Genomic DNA, 16,356 nt, shown 5'->3' with positions numbered 1-16,356 from the left:
CTTTTCTTCAATACGCTTTTTAACCCTTTATATTAATTATAAATCTAAATTAGTTCAAAACCTAAGATTTCGTTTTTATATACATCAATGCTTTCGCTTTTGTTTATATTTTTAGAATAACAAGCATTTTCAGCATCAAAAAACTGGAAATGTGTTGATAAATACACTTTCCAGTTAAAATTCATTTTACAATTTAAATTACTTTATTTGGCTTTAAATACATCTCTACCTTTATAAAAATATTCAATCCCAGAAAGGATAGTGAAGAGCACACCAATGTATAACAGCACTTGTCCTATAGGGAAGCCAATCCAAGTGGCTAGTGGATCACCTAGCAAAATCCAAACAAGCGCTACCATTGTAACAGCTGTTTTTATTTTACCTAATTGCCCAGCTGCACTTACAAATCCTTGTTCAATTTGTAACAATCGTAAACCTGTTACTGCAAATTCGCGGGCAATAATGATAATAGCTACCCATGAATTTGTTAAGCCTATTTCTACAAGCGCAATAAGTGCGCTTGAGACTAATAACTTATCTGCTAAGGGGTCTAAAAATTTTCCCATATTTGTAACAAGCTGCCACTTTCTTGCTAAATAACCGTCTGCAAAGTCACTTAATGACGCAATGATAAAGATAATACCACTAATTAACAATTCAATTCTTATTTCATATCCGCCAACAAATGTCACGTTACCAAAACCAAAATCTAATAACGCAAATAATAGAAATACTGGAATTAATATAACTCTAAAAACAGTTATCCAATTCGGTATATTCATATGTAGTGTCCTCATTTCTATATATAACTTAATACTGCGCTGCTGTTTTTACAAAAATAATACTGCTAATATCCATAGTATCGCAGTAATAATAATAACAAGACTTATAATAACTGCTAATTGTAAGGGTTCTTTATTTTTACTACGATACGTCGGCTGATTACCAGAAGAAAAAGCTTCCATCGTTTGTTTTAAATTATTGTCATGATTGGGAATTTCATCTCTGTGTGCATGAATAAGCTGTTCTGAATCAATATTCACAGCTTTTGCATATTTTCGTATGAATCCTTCAGCATAATCTGCATTTTTAAGTGAATCAAAATCATTATTTTCAATTAATGTTAATGTTTGACGCTTTATTTCTGTTCGATTTTCTAATTCAGTTAACGTCATACCTAGTCTTTCACGACGCCCTTTTAAAGTTTGACCAACTAAACTCACGATGTTAGTCCTCCTCAGTATTATCCATCACTATTCAAAAAATCCAAAACCACCGCCAAAAACATCATCTCCGAAATCAAGGTTGTTTTTACTTTTTACAGTTTGTTTTTTCATTTCTTCATAATGGATTTCTTGATTTTTGTTTTCTCTTAATTCAATAATATAATCAAAATCGCTCATTTCATAATCACTAGTTTCTACAAATAAATCCGGGTGTTCTACTACTTTAATTGCCGGTAAACTCATCACTTCTTTAACTAACTCTTGATGTTTTTGGTTAGATTCTCTTCCTGTGACTGCACCATCAATGATATATACATGATCAGAGTCATATTCCCCTTTTATCAACGAGCTACGTACTGTTTGTTTAATTAAAGTGGAACTAATAAACAGCCAACGTTTGTGCGCACAAACACTACCTGCAACAATGGATTCTGTTTTACCAACTCTAGGCATACCTCTTATACCTATTAATTTATGCCCCTTTTCCTTAAATAGTTCTGCCATAAAATCTACTAATAAACCTAAATCTTCTCTTTCAAAACGAAACGTTTTTTTATCATCAGCATCTTGTTCTATGTATCTACCATGTCGTACTGCTAAACGGTCTCTCAATTCAGGCTTACGTAATTTAGTAATAGAGATATCATCAATTTCAGTAACAATATTTTCAAACCTGCTAACCTTTTCCAGATTATCAGATTTAATTAATAAACCTCTACGGCCTTCATCTATGCCATTAATCGTAACAATACTGATACCCATCATACCTAGCAAACTAGAAACATCACCTAATAAACCAGCTCTGTTCATTGTTATTTCATATTCTAGATACCATTCTTTTTTTGTAGCAACTGTCATGGAATACGCACCCCTTAGTTTATAAATAACAGCGATTGGTTTAAATTAATATCAATCAAGTTTATTACATTTAATGTATGATATTAATATTATATCATTGAATGTTTCATAGGTGGTTTATTTTTTCTATTATATTTAAATTTATAAATACCAAGCACCATTCACTTTTTGTACAGTGCCAGTAACGCTTTTAGCTAATGGATTACAAAGGTAACTACATGTATGTGCTACCTCTTCAGGTTGGATAAATCTTTGTTGAGGTAAATCTTGAGTTAACGTTTCAAGTTCGTCTTCTCCCCAAACTTTAAGCATATTACCACTTACAAAACCAGGCGCAACCGCATTCACAGTTATTGAAGTCATCGATAACTCTTGGCTTAACGCTTTTACAAAACCGATTTGAGCCGCTTTCATCGCTGAATATATTGTTTCCATGCTTGCACCTGTCTCTCCCCATATGGAGGAAATAACTATAATTCTACCATTGTGACTTTGTCTTAATTGATCTATAAAGTATCTACAAATCCTAATAAATTGTCGAACGTGTATTTGATAATGTTCGTCAATCATTGTATCTGTCATCTCTTGTAATTGGCCGTAAAGCGCAGTCCCACTTGCATATATAAGACAATCTAAGTTTTTAATAAAATTGAAATAGCTGTCAAAGTTAACTACTTGACGTAAATCACATTGTACAAATTGTACTGGGCTATATTCAAATTGGAATTTCAGTTGTTCAATATTTGCAGCGTTATAATGCACAATAACCTCATAACCATCCTCTAATAAACGATTAACAATCGCAGACCCTATCGATCCGGACCCACCTATGACTAATGCTTTCATTATTTATTTCATCTCCAAACGACTATCTACAACTTGAGATAAATTTAAGCATAATTTAGAAGTTTCATTTACGCTTTCTAATGTAATACTTTCGACGATATCTAATAAGTCAAATAAACTAACGCCTTCAAAATAAAGTTTAGTATATTGATTAGCAATATATTCAGGAGAATTCAAACCGGATATAAACTCACCAATAAACTGCTTTTTCAATAAATTAAATGCTTCTTCATCTGTTAATTTGCCTTGTTTCTCTTCTAATTCATGCAATAATAATGCTTTTAATTTATCAGGATATTGGGTTGCGCTGGTGATTAACGAAAAACTGTATGTGGGTTCTAGTAAGAATTGATAACCGAATGTTTCGTCAATCAATTCGTCATTAAGTAAAGATTGATAAAAATCAGTTTCTTCACCAAAGAGCATTTCAAAGAATAAGCTCATTTCTAAATCTTTTTTAACAAACAGTTCGTCAGGCACATCCAATAACGGCTTGTTTTTAAAACCAAGCATGATTCTAGGTGATTGCAATTTCATCGTTTCAGATACTGCTGTTTCATTCACATTATCTTGTTCTATTAAAGGATCCCTTACTATTTGAGGCTGATTTATTTTATCTCTCTGCGCTTCGTGATCTACAACAACATTATAAATATGTTCCACATCAACATCACCTACCACAAATAAAACCATATTAGAAGGATGATAAAATGTTTCATAACATAAATACAAATCTTCTTTAGTTATCTCGTAAATGCTTTCTACACTGCCAGCAATATCAGTTCTAATCGGATGTGAATCATACATTGCTTTTAAAGTATTAAACATTAGTTTATAACCAGGTTGTTCTTGATACATTTTAATTTCTTCAGCAATAATACCTTTTTCTTTGTCTACTGTGTCTTTTGTAAAGTATGGGGTTTCAACCATTGTTAGTAAACGTTTAATATTACTTTCAATATGATCTGTCGCGCTAAATAAGTAACTTGTGCGGTCAAAACTAGTAAAAGCATTCACTTGGGCATTGTCTTCGGCAAAAGCTGTAAACAAGTCTTCTTCTTCATTTTCAAATAATTTATGTTCTAAGAAGTGCGCCACACCATCTGGGACTGTAACATAATCATCGCTTTCATGTGGCTTAAATTTGCGATCTAACGACCCAAATTGGGTGGTATAAGTAACAAATGTTTTCTGGAAATCTTTTTTAGGTATAATAAACATTTTCAAGCCATTATTTAACTCAGCTTCGTAGACTGTTTCATCGATTTGTTCATAATATGTACTTTGCATTAATCATTACCTCCTTTCGTTAACACATAGATTGTATTTAACTCTATATGTTTTGTTAAATCTATAATTTCTGCTTTAGTAACATTTTGAATACGTTTAATATAATCTGATTCTGACAAATCATTTTCTAGTAAAATATTATTATTCAATATTTCAATCATACGTTTAGGTCTGTCGTACGATTCTTGACGTTGTGACACAATGACCTTTTTAGCAAGTTCAAGTTTCTCTTCGTTAAATTGCCCTCGTTGAAATTTTTCAAATTCAGCAATAATTGTGTCTTTAGCCACCTCGTATTTATCAATAGAAACGCCACTAAGTACAAACATAAACCCGTTTTTTGCGTCAATTTGTGAATGTATAGAATAAGCTAAACTTTGCTTTTCACGTACTTCATTAAATAATACGGAAGATGGGTCGCCGCCAAACATTGTATTAAACACAACACTAGCAAAATACTGTCTGTCGCCAAATTGTACTGGTAGTTTAAACCCCATATTTAATTTAGCTTGGTCTACTTCATCTGTCTCAACAATTTCTTGCGGCACTTTATCCCTTTGTGGCACAGGCGTCGCATGTGATAATTTGAATTGGAAAGGTTTGATATCGAAATAAGATTTAATTTGTGATTTTACTTTTTGTTCTTCTACGTTACCAACAACATAAACAGCACAATAATCATTAAGTAACATAGATTGGTATGTATCGTATAAAGTTTCAGGTGTTATATCTGCTATGTATTCTACTTGCCCTGATGCAAGATGGCGATAAGGTTGCTCGTTAAACATAAGCTTTAAAAGATTTAAAAAAGATATTTGAGACTTATTATCTATCATTGCTTCTAATTTTTTAGTTAGCAACGCTTTTTCTTGAGCAACAAAATTATTATCAAAACTTTGGTTAGAAATTAACGGATTCCAAACAATTTCTTTTAACAAATTTAATCCCTTTTCAAATAATGGCGTTTGATCTGAAAGATAACGCTCGTTGACTAACTCTAATGTAATAGTGATTACATGTTTATCTTTGAATTTTGAGACAAAGCTATTAACATATGCGCCATATAATTCTGAGAGGTGACGATTAAAAGCCTTATCTGTTGGCCATTGTTGGGTAGCACGCACTAATAACTTACTTAGTATAGAGCGTGCTGTCATTGTTTTGCTATCTAATGGCGCCATAAATTTCAATGTAATCGTCGTTGTTTTGAATTTAGTAGTTGGTAGTACTTTAATATGCAAATCGTTTTGCTTTTGATTTATGTTCAAATTCTCATACCCCGCTTTCATAATTTTATTATTATATACTATTTCTAACCGTTTTAAACTTTACTAAACTACTTTTGAAATAATTAAAAGAATAAAGTATTGGTTGATCATCCATATCGTAGTGAATTAATTTCAAGAGCATAAGTCCCTCATGTGGTGAGGCGTCTAAAACATCTGAAATATGTGGTTCATAACTAATAGCTTCAATTTCTGTTTCCGCATATGCTACTTTTTTAGAAGCGTAAAATTCAATTGCATTTAATAAAGATTCATCACTATTTTGATATTGCGCACATGTTAAATCTGTCGCAGGCAGTTTATCTAAACAATAAACAACTGGCATTCGGTCAGCCATTCTAACGCGTTCAATGATTGTGACTTGTGCTTTGTCAGGTACATTTAACCTTTTTGCATCTAAAGATGTAGCTGGCTTTTCGTCTAAATTAAGATATTCTGTACTAGCACGATATCCTTGATTTTCAATCATCTTGCTAATACTTACTAACTCATCTAATGGGTAGAAGAATGGGTGTAGCGGTTTAACACTAGCCCCTTCTTCTAAATTATTTGATAATACTTGTTCGGTAATAAGTTCGTCGACTGCGTCATATACATCGTCTGTTTTCACATTTAACTTTCTTGCTATATATAGGTTGCTCGGCAAATGATCACCTGGTTTTAATGCGCCAGAATTTATTTCTTGAATCATCCATTCTTTTACTTTATAAACAGAAGTTAATTCCATATTTACACCTCATCACTATCTAAATCCACAAGTATTTGTCTAGGTTTACTCCCTTTTTGTGGTCCAATAATTTGATTATGTTCTAAATCATCCATCAATCTTGAAGCACGATTGTAACCTATTCTAAATTGTCTTTGTAGTAACGATGTACTTGCTTTTTGTTGTTCGATTACAAATAAATATGCTTCATCGTACAGTGCATCTTCACTCTTCATTTCAGACTTTTCAACTGGCGCATCTGGCTCCATTTCTTTCACATAATTTGCTTTTTGCTGCTCTACGACATAATTCACGATATCTTGAACTTCTTGGTCACTTAAAAATGCGCCTTGGACACGTGTTCTTGTCGAACCGCCATTAGCCACATATAACATATCACCTTTACCAAGTAATTTATCTGCACCGCCACTATCAATAATTGTTCTGGAATCCGTTTGAGAACTTACAGCAAATGCGATTCTCGATGGTATGTTATTTTTGATCAGACCGGTAATCACATCTACCGACGGGCGTTGTGTTGCAATAATCAAATGAATTCCTGCAGCACGTGCCATTTGAGTAATACGTTGTATTGCATTTTCCACTTCTTTACCTGCAACCATCATCAAATCAGCTAATTCATCTACTATGACTACAATATAAGGTAGTTCAGATTGTTTTTCATCTAATTCTTCATTTTGTTTTCTAATCGCTTCGTTATAACCTTCAATATTTCTTGTAGAAGAATGCTGAAATAAATCATACCGTCTTTCCATTTCTGCTACTATTTTTTCTAAAGCTTGTGAAGCTTTATGAGGGTTAGTCACAACCGGTATGAGTAAGTGAGGAATGCCATTATATATGTTTAATTCCACCATTTTTGGATCAATTAACATCAGTTTAACCTCGTGTGGTTTAGCATTCAACAGAATGCTTGTGATGATACCATTAATACAAACGGATTTCCCGCTTCCTGTAGAACCTGCTACAAGTAAATGGGGCATTTTATTTAGCTCAACTGTAATAGGATCTCCTGAAATATCTCTACCTAACCCCACCTCTAATTTATTAGAAGCAGGGAATTTTTCATCTAAAACTTCTTTAAGTGAGACAAGCGATATCTTATCATTTGGAACTTCAATCCCTACCGCAGAACGACCTGGAATTGGAGCTTCTATACGTATATCTTTGGCAGCTAAAGCCAAAGCAATATCGCTGTGCAAATTGACAATTTTACTCACTTTAACCCCCTGTGCAGGTTGTATTTCGTATTGCGTAACTGCAGGACCTATTTTGATTTGTGTGACTTTAGCATCTACACCAAAGTTTTTCAAAGTATTCTCTAGCAGTTGACCTTTCTTTTGTACTTCTGCTTTAGATGTTGTTTTTTGTTTAGCTGGTTGTTTTAACAAAGTTAATGGTGGAATCTTATAGGCTTCATTTTCAACTTCCCCTGCTTCAGATATAGAGTTTGAAGCGTCTTCGTCAAGCTGTGATTCTTCTTGATCTGATTCAATTGATGATGGCTTGGTTACGCTTTGACTTTGATGATCAATAGGCTTTTGAGCCACGTGATTATCTTGGTCGTACACACGCTTTATGCTCTTATTTTTTTGTGCTTGGTCTTGTTGTGTAGACTCATTTTCATTATCACTATGCCCATATATCGGAATGACTTGTTGTTCAGACGTAGCATTACTGATTTCAGGTAAATCACTCACATCTTTCACAGTATTTTGTGCTTGCATCTGTTTTTCTTGCTCAGCTTGTTTTTCTGCTTTTTTCTCAGCTTTAATACGTGCTTTAGCATCTTTTTTAATTTTATTTTCTTTACGGCGCTCTTTAAGCTGTTCAGAAGCATCTTGACTTTTAACTTTCATTTTTTCAAATGCCACTTTAGATACGTCCCTATGTCTATTTTTTGTTAATAAAATAAAACTAGAAACCATTAATAATAAAGTAACTATCATAACTCCAACAATAGAAATCAATGGTACAAGCAACGTTAATAAATAATGTCCTAGTAAGCCCCCGCCAAAATTAGGAAATATAGTTTGTTTATAAGCATTATAAACATAAGACAAAACTGGCTCTCTAAGTGATTGCGCTTTATGGCTAAAATAATACACTACTTGCGTAACAAGTAATAAGGCTATTTGCAAAACAAATGCACCTGTTGTCCGACGCGTTTTGGGCAACGCCTTGTAGTAAGTGATAAATACTGTAGCAATTAATATTAATATATATGTCAGATATCTACTTGTACCAAACAAATAATTAAAGAAACTATCTATCATTGTACCTATAATACCTAATTGGAAAATACCAAGAATGATAGCGATAAAAACTACAATTGCTATAATATATCTTAAAGGACTTTCGCCCTGTTTCTTTTTATTGTTTGTTGATTTTTTTCTAGTATTCGATGTTTTTTTCTTTGCTGTTGATCTCTTTTTGGTTTGTGCCAACATTCACACCTTCTTTTCAAATCTAATTTATATTTGTTTATAATTAAATCATTTTATGTATTGTAATCATAGAAACCAGACAGCAAACTCATTTTCAATAAAATTGATTTGTCCCTCTGGTAGTAATATCCAAGGAAAGCGCACACAAAATCGGGAACTTTTGCATAAAAACTATTAAACTTCATAGACAGATTAATAAACTAAAATACATGTATCCTGGGATTTTAAAGTATTTAACGCCCCTACATTTTCGCTTTAGCTATTTTTATTGGAACGAAATCACGCAGTCATTTTTAGAAACATATGATTACTGTTCTCTCATTTCATTACATACTTATAATAACATAAAAGAGGTAAGACATTATTCGCTCTAAGTCTATTTAAAGGTTGTATGTACATTATATCTAGATATAACATACATATAATCTACTTTTAAATATTTTTCCTTAAGCGTTTGTCTAAACCTCTTTGTTTTAGAATAGAAATTATTAAATTTCAGATATTACTGGGATAATCATTGGACGGCGTTTTGTATTTTCAAAAAGCAACTTGCTGATTTGGTCACGCATACTTTGTTTGATTTCTGACCATTCAATTCGTTTTTCTTGTAGGCCCAATTCAACAATTTCACGCACTTTCTCTTCTGCTTCACTTAATAAAGCTTCACTTTCTCTAACGTAGACAAAGCCTCGCGACTGAATTTCAGGCCCAGCAGCTATTCGACGATTTTTTGGATCTAAAGTTACAACTGCAATAAAGATGCCATCTTCTGCAAGTAAATGACGATCGCGTAATACAATATTACCTACATCACCTACGCCAATACCATCAATAAGCACATTCCCAGAGTTTACTTTTTCATTTAAAATCATTTCTTCCCCATCATAATTAACGACATCGCCTTTTTCAACTAGGAATATTTTTTCAGGTTGCACACCTGCTTCATTAGCCAACTTAGCATGCGCAATTTGCATTTTAAATTCTCCATTTACTGGGATGAAGTACTCTGGCTTCATGATATTTATCATCATTTTTAATTCTTCCATACACCCGTGACTAGAGGTATGGATTTTCTTGCTATTTGGAATGATTTCTGCGCCTGCTCTGACAAGTTCATTTAATGTATTACCTACAATAACTTCCATGTTAGCAGATGCAGTAATTGCTAAGAAGACGGAATCTCCCTCTTCTATATTCATGATTTTGTGTTTCTTTTGCGCCATTTGACTTAAAGCTTCAACTGGTTCTCCTTGCATACCGGTAGCGATAATAATAACTTCATTTTTAGGATAATTATCAACTTCATTAATTGGTATAAGTAAATCTTTAGATATATCGAAATAACCTAATTTTCTAGCAATATTAAATGAACTTTCTAATGAACGTCCTAAGAATGATACTTTTCTATTAAGTCTTTGTGCAATGTTTAAAACTTGTTGAATACGAATAAAGTTAGAAGCATAACATGAAACAATTAATCTACCTCTGACTTTTGTAAATGCATCATACATATGTGATTCAATCACGTTTTCTGGTGTATTATAGCCTGGTTTCTCAGCTTCTGTTGAGTCACTAATCAAAGCAAATACGCCATCTTCACCTATCTCCGTCATTTTTTTCAAATCAGGTGCATAATGTCCTTGTAAACTTTGGTCAAATTTAAATTCCCCTGTGTATACAATTGCACCATATGATGTGTGTATACAAATGCCTAGGCTATCTGGGATGCTGTGTGTTGTATTAAAGAACGTGACATTCACGCCTTTAAAACGCATGATAGATTCATTATTAACTGTATAATATCTCACTTTTTTATTAATGTTACGGGCTTTCATATTTTCTTTAATTAATGCGATTGTTAACTTAGAACCATAAACTGGTGCGTCAACTTGTTCAAGCACATAAGTTACAGCCCCTATAGCATGCTCGTGCCCGTGCGTAAGAAAAATGCCTTTTAATCTATCCTTGTTTTCTATTACGTATTGAATATCAGGAATGACAATATCGACGCCCAGCATTTCATCTTCTGGGAACATCAATCCTGCATCTAACATAAACATTTCGTCGTCTACTTCAACGATATACATATTTTTCGCAATCTCTCCAACTCCTCCGAGCGGGATAATGCGAATATTTTTATTTTTTTTCTTAATTAAACTCAAAATGTTACCTCCTATTTAAATTACCCGTCCATATGTAAACTCATAGTTTATTATAAGTTAAAATAGGCCTTATGTACACTATTAAAGTAGCTACCCTATTTATCATAAATGATACAGGTTATTCGCTTTTATGATTGGGAAAGTAACTCACAATAACGCTAGATAGATTGGATTCAGTTTTTATGTAAATGATTTAGTATTTAAAACGGAATTGCATTGATAAAAAACACAACTGTAACTCATAAATAGTGGGAAATAAAAAAAGAAACCAGTTTTTCTGATTGGAACATTTTTACAATAGAATCTCGAAAATTCTATTGTAAGAAGTTCTCATCATTTTACTAGTCTCTACGCATACATGCTATTTAGATAACAATGCTTTATGTGAGGCATTTACTCTACCTTGTTTATCAATTTCTGTAACTTTAATTTTAAATGTGTCTCCTACTTTCAACACATCTTCTACTTTATTGATACGTTCATTCGCAATTTGAGAAATGTGTACAAGCGCATCTTTACCTGGGAATAGTTCAACGAAAGCACCATACTTTTCAATACGTTTTACTTTGCCGTCGTATACTTCTCCCACTTCTGCTTCACGCGTAATTTCTTCAATGATACTGCGCGCTTTTTCAATTGCTTCTTTATCAACTGCACCAATAAATATTGTACCGTCTTGTTCAATATCTAATTTAACACCAGTTTCGTCAATAATTTCATTGATTTTTTTACCGCCAGGTCCAATAACATCTCTAATTTTTTCCGGTTTGATTGTCATTGTTACAACTTTTGGTGCGAAAGCACTTAATTCGCTACGTGGTGTATCAATCGTTTGAAGCATGTGATCTAATATATCTAGGCGACCTGCTCTAGCTTGCTCTAGCGCTTCTTTGATAATTTCTTTAGTTAACCCGTCAATTTTAATATCCATTTGAATAGCAGTAATACCTTCAGATGTACCTGCTACTTTAAAGTCCATATCGCCAAGCGCATCTTCCATACCTTGGATATCAGTCAATATAGTATAACTATCGTCTCGTGTAACTAATCCCATAGCGATACCAGCAACTGGTGCTTTAATTGGCACACCTGCATCCATTAACGCTAATGTTGAACCACAGATAGAAGCTTGAGAAGATGAACCATTTGATTCTAATACTTCACTTACAATTCTTACTGTATATGGAAAATCTTTAACATCTGGAATAATATGGCTTAACGCACGTTCTCCTAGTGCACCATGTCCAATTTCACGACGACCTGGTGAACGAACTGGACCTGTCTCGCCAACTGAGTAATTAGGGAAATTGTAGTGATGCATAAAGCGTTTTTGCTCTTCTTCACCAAGTCCATCTAGGATTTGGTATTCACTCATTGAACCTAAAGTTAATACTGAAAGGGCTTGAGTTTGTCCTCTTGTAAACAACCCAGAACCATGTGTTCTTGGCAAAATACCAACTTCTGATTCTAAAGGCCGAATTTCGTCCGTTTTACGACCATCAGGTCTAATTTTCTCTTCTGCTATTAGACGTCTAACTTCTTCTTTAACTAAGTCATCTAAAATACTATAAACTTCTTTGATTAAATCTTCATTTTCGTCATCATTTTCATCAACGAATACTGCTGCAACTTTTTCCTTAAGTGCATCTAAATTGATATCACGTTGTTGTTTATCAAAAGTTAACACTGCATCTTTTAATCCATATGATGTTGTTAAATTCTTAACTTTTTCAACAAGTGTTTCGTCTTTTTCAACTGGAACAAACGCTTTTTTCTCTGGTTGAATATGATCAATAATTTCTTCTTGGAAGCTAACTAAACGCTGAATTTCTTGATGTCCAAAAAAGATAGCTTCAAGCATTTCATCTTCTGTGATTTCACTCGCACCAGCTTCTACCATATTTACAGCATCTTTATGACCTGCAACCTCTAAGTCAAGACGAGACACTTCTTTTTGTGCAACTGTAGGGTTAATCACGTATTCGCCATCAACGTAACCTACATTCACACCTGCAATGGGCCCTTGGAAAGGAATATCAGAAACACTCAATGCCATTGATGAACCTATCATCGCTGCCATCTCAGGAGAACAATCTGGATCAGCGCTTAATACTGTATTCATAATTTGGACGTCATATCTATAACCTTTTGGGAAAAGCGGTCTGATTGGTCTATCAATCAAACGTGCTGTTAATGTAGCTTCGTCACTTGGACGTCCTTCACGTTTTTTAAAGCCACCTGGTATTTTACCTGCAGCATACATTTTTTCTTCATAGTTAACCATTAATGGGAAAAAGTCACCATCACGAGGTTCTTTTGAGGCGACAGCAGTTGATAACACGACTGTTTCACCATATCTAACAAGTACCGCACCGTTTGCTTGTTTTGCAAGCTGTCCCGTTTCAATCGTTAAAGATCTATTTGCCCATTCAGTTTTAAAAACTTTTTTCTCTTGAGACATTATGAATCTCCTCTCATTTATCTATTAGTCCTATCATATCATTTATCAATCATTATTTATATTAGTATATAACTTATTATATAGTTTCAAATATCAAATTATAAAAAAGGGAAAGACCCCAAAGGTTCTTTCCCCATTCATATACGTCTAAAGATTAACGACGAATACCTAATGATTTAATTAATTCACGGTAACGTTGAATATCTTTGCTACGTAAGTAGTTTAATAAGTGTCTACGACGACCTACCATTTTTAATAGTCCACGACGTGAATGGTGGTCTTTCGTATGTTCACGTAAGTGAGTGTTTAATGCAGTAATTTCTGCAGTTAACACAGCGATTTGTACTTCTGGAGAACCAGTGTCCGCTTCGTGTGTACGATATGCTTTAATTAATTCATTTTTACGTTCTTGTGAAATTGCCATAGTCAATTTCCTCCTTTTTATTTTTATGCGCCTTTATCTGAGCAGACCGTCGGAGTCTCGAACTGCCAAGGTAAAGGTGCCTTCAATGTGCGAAACACATTAGACTTAAATATTATATGATATTTCGTCGCCAAAATCAACAGAAAGTAAGTATTTCGCCTTTTCTTTATCTTTATTCATTTGTTCTACTAAAGGGTCAATACCATCAAATTTAACTTCTGGTCTTAAATAATGATGCCAATAAACAATGACGCGCTCACCATAAATATTTTCATGAAAATCAAACAAGTTAACTTCTATGACCACTTGAGCCTTAGAAGGGTCATGGAATGTTGGTTTCACACCAACATTTGCGACGCCACGATAAATTATTTCTTCAGCGCCTATTTTCATACTTACGGCATAGACGCCGTTTTTAGGTAACACGTAATCTCCACTGGGTTGTACATTTGCAGTTGGGAAACCAATTGTACGTCCGCGTTTCTCACCTTGTACAACTGTTCCTTTGATAAGATAGCGATAACCTAACTCATCATTTGCTTTTTGTAATTCTCCGCTTTTCAGCGCTTTTCTAATTTCAGTAGTAGATATTTTTTCTGATTTAATTTCTTGTTTACTCACGATAGTTGTATTAAATTCGGACATTTCACTTAATATGAGCATGTTACCTTTACCAAATTTACCAAAGGTGAAATCAAATCCTGCTATCACTTCTTTAACATGATTATTAATAATATAGTCTTGAATAAACTCTTCTGCGCTGACGTTTGCAAATTTAGAAGAAAAATTAATGACGATACAATAATCAATACCATAAGATTCTAAAATTTCTATTTTATCTTGAATAGGTGTTAAATAATCCGTTCGTTTAAGTTTAGGATTTAACACCACTGACGGATGGGGATCAAAAGTCATTACTGCTTTTTTTAAATCCGATTCTTGTGCTTTTTTTTCTAAAGTATCAAATACCTCTGCATGGCCTTTGTGCATGCCATCAAAGAAGCCAAAAGCCATTGCAACATCTTCTGAAATATATTGATCTTTTTGAATTGGATGAGTTACTTCAATTACTTTCATGCGTATTTCTCCTTTAGTTAAATACCTTCTTGGGTTTAATTTCATATGGTTTATCTGGATGTGGTGTATAAATGGCTAACGCCTTATTATCTTTCATGTCAAACATCACAACCACCGTATCAATTGGTTGCTCAAATTCATTTACATTAAATTTTTGACCGTTTAGAATCTGAAATTTTTGTTTTTCATTTGAAATGTCAATTCTTTTCAGACCTTTCAATCCATATTCTATAGGAAAAAGGCATGCTTGTAATGTTTCATGCTCATGTAGTGACTTGATGTCGTCGACCGCCAAACTATCCTTAATATCAAAACCACCACTTTGTGTTCTAGTTAATTGAGACATGTGCGCCGGTAAGCCGAGTGCTTTCCCTATATCTGTTGCCAACGTTCTAATATAAGTTCCCTTTCCACATTCCACGTGGATATCAAATTGACAACCATGGTTTGTAAAACGTAAGTCAGATACCCGTTGAATATTATAAATTTTAACTTCTCTAGATGGTCTTTCTACTGTTTCATTATTTCTTGCATATTCATAAAGTTTTTTTCCCTTTACTTTTACTGAAGAATACATGGGCGGAATTTGAGTAATAATTCCTTTAAATTGATCTAAAGTATAATCCACTTGTTCAGATGACACCGCATTTTCCTTGATTATCTCTTTTTCTAAAATGTCACCAGTTTGGTCTTCTGTAGTGGTGCTGTACCCTAAATAGACAGTTGCAGCATAGTTTTTGCCCATTTCCATAATGTAGTCACTCACCTTAGTAGCTGACCCTATACAAATTGGCAACACGCCTGATACTTCTGGATCTAACGTACCAGTATGTCCTACTTTTTTTGTCTTCAAAATTTTTCTCAATTTAAATACAATATCGTGACTTGTTAAACCACGATCTTTGTAAACTGGCAATATACCATTATACATGCTTACGCCACCTTTAAACGTTCTTTTATATCATTCCTTATTTATATTAACACGTATTAACAAATAAATGGCCATAAAAAAGCTGAAACAACAACCTTAAAGGTTTCCTGTTTCAGCTTGCTTATATTAATCATTTTTGTGTAAATCTTGTATCATTCTTTCAATTTTATTTCCGTAATCGATTGATTCATCATACTCAAATTTGATTTCTGGAACAATTCTTAATCTCATTCTTGAACCAATTTCAGATTTTATAAAACCTTTTGCTTTTTCTAAACCTTTAAACGTATCTTCAATTTGTTTGTCATTTCCAAGTACAGTTAAATAAATTGTTGCAATAGATAAATCATTTGTTAATTGCACATCAGTAATGGTTAGAAAACCAATTCTTGGGTCTTTCACTTTATTGTTAACGATATCCATAACTTCTTGTTTCATTTGTTCGCCAACGCGTTCAGCTCTCATATTCATAAATTTCACCTCACATATATCATACTACATGTATACTTCCCTTACTAACAGATTATATGACAGTTTATTTCATACCGTCAAACAAATTTCATTCAATTTTTTATTCATGAAAAATGACATAATGCCATAATTCCCTGTTCTATCCAAATA

At 33.4% G+C, this 16,356-nt stretch carries 13 protein-coding genes and 2 pseudogenes; all 15 read right to left on the bottom strand.

Features of this window, described 5'->3' with window-relative positions:
* Positions 1–203: 203 nt before the first annotated feature.
* On the bottom strand, positions 204–782 hold the full coding sequence (pgsA, locus tag KA894_RS11860) for a CDP-diacylglycerol--glycerol-3-phosphate 3-phosphatidyltransferase (protein WP_096810038.1): 579 nt from the start codon (positions 780–782) through the stop codon (positions 204–206).
* A gap of 48 nt (positions 783–830) precedes the next feature.
* Positions 831–1,223 (bottom strand): helix-turn-helix domain-containing protein, encoded by a 393-nt coding sequence (locus KA894_RS11855; protein WP_096810040.1) that lies wholly within the window; start codon positions 1,221–1,223, stop codon positions 831–833.
* A 30-nt stretch (positions 1,224–1,253) separates the two neighbouring features.
* Positions 1,254–2,084: a DUF3388 domain-containing protein gene (locus KA894_RS11850; RefSeq protein ID WP_096810042.1), complete on the bottom strand. Its 831-nt coding sequence runs from the start codon at positions 2,082–2,084 to the stop codon at positions 1,254–1,256.
* A gap of 141 nt (positions 2,085–2,225) precedes the next feature.
* Positions 2,226–2,930 carry an elongation factor P 5-aminopentanone reductase gene (gene ymfI, locus KA894_RS11845; RefSeq protein WP_096810044.1) on the bottom strand — a complete coding sequence of 235 codons (705 nt, stop codon included), beginning with the start codon at positions 2,928–2,930 and terminating at the stop codon, positions 2,226–2,228.
* A 3-nt stretch (positions 2,931–2,933) separates the two neighbouring features.
* Positions 2,934–4,220, bottom strand: coding sequence for an EF-P 5-aminopentanol modification-associated protein YfmH (gene yfmH / locus KA894_RS11840; protein WP_096810046.1), 1,287 nt, complete (start codon positions 4,218–4,220; stop codon positions 2,934–2,936).
* Entirely contained in the window at positions 4,220–5,509 is a 1,290-nt protein-coding gene (gene yfmF, locus KA894_RS11835) for an EF-P 5-aminopentanol modification-associated protein YfmF (protein ID WP_096810048.1), read from the bottom strand. The genes yfmH and yfmF overlap by 1 nt, the downstream gene beginning before the upstream one ends.
* Positions 5,510–5,519: 10 nt before the next feature.
* Complete coding sequence (locus KA894_RS11830; protein ID WP_096810050.1) at positions 5,520–6,233, bottom strand: GntR family transcriptional regulator; 714 nt, start codon at positions 6,231–6,233, stop codon at positions 5,520–5,522.
* Positions 6,234–6,235: 2 nt separating this feature from the next.
* A pseudogene (locus KA894_RS14950) lies at positions 6,236–7,690 on the bottom strand (DNA translocase FtsK); the annotation flags it as partial.
* A gap of 104 nt (positions 7,691–7,794) precedes the next feature.
* Positions 7,795–8,683 (bottom strand): annotated as a pseudogene (locus tag KA894_RS14945) (cell envelope integrity TolA family protein); the annotation flags it as partial.
* A 485-nt stretch (positions 8,684–9,168) separates the two neighbouring features.
* Entirely contained in the window at positions 9,169–10,842 is a 1,674-nt protein-coding gene (gene rnjB, locus KA894_RS11820; protein ID WP_096810051.1) for a ribonuclease J2, read from the bottom strand.
* Between the two features lie 361 nt (positions 10,843–11,203).
* Positions 11,204–13,303, bottom strand: coding sequence for a polyribonucleotide nucleotidyltransferase (gene pnp / locus KA894_RS11815; protein WP_096810052.1), 2,100 nt, complete (start codon positions 13,301–13,303; stop codon positions 11,204–11,206).
* A gap of 154 nt (positions 13,304–13,457) precedes the next feature.
* A complete protein-coding gene (gene rpsO / locus KA894_RS11810) occupies positions 13,458–13,727 on the bottom strand; it encodes a 30S ribosomal protein S15 (protein WP_096810053.1) in 270 nt (89 codons plus the stop codon).
* Positions 13,728–13,832: 105 nt separating this feature from the next.
* A complete protein-coding gene (locus tag KA894_RS11805) occupies positions 13,833–14,804 on the bottom strand; it encodes a bifunctional riboflavin kinase/FAD synthetase (protein ID WP_119487902.1) in 972 nt (323 codons plus the stop codon).
* Positions 14,805–14,817: 13 nt separating this feature from the next.
* Positions 14,818–15,735 (bottom strand): tRNA pseudouridine(55) synthase TruB, encoded by a 918-nt coding sequence (gene truB, locus KA894_RS11800; RefSeq protein WP_119487903.1) that lies wholly within the window; start codon positions 15,733–15,735, stop codon positions 14,818–14,820.
* Positions 15,736–15,861: 126 nt separating this feature from the next.
* On the bottom strand, positions 15,862–16,206 hold the full coding sequence (gene rbfA, locus KA894_RS11795; protein WP_096810056.1) for a 30S ribosome-binding factor RbfA: 345 nt from the start codon (positions 16,204–16,206) through the stop codon (positions 15,862–15,864).
* Positions 16,207–16,356 lie beyond the last annotated feature (150 nt).

The sequence above is a fragment of the Staphylococcus sp. GDY8P131P genome (assembly GCF_017891975.1).
Lineage (GTDB): Bacteria > Bacillota > Bacilli > Staphylococcales > Staphylococcaceae > Staphylococcus > Staphylococcus nepalensis.
The sequence above is the reverse complement of the archived record's forward strand: the minus strand, read 5'-3'. Positions and strand labels throughout refer to the sequence as shown.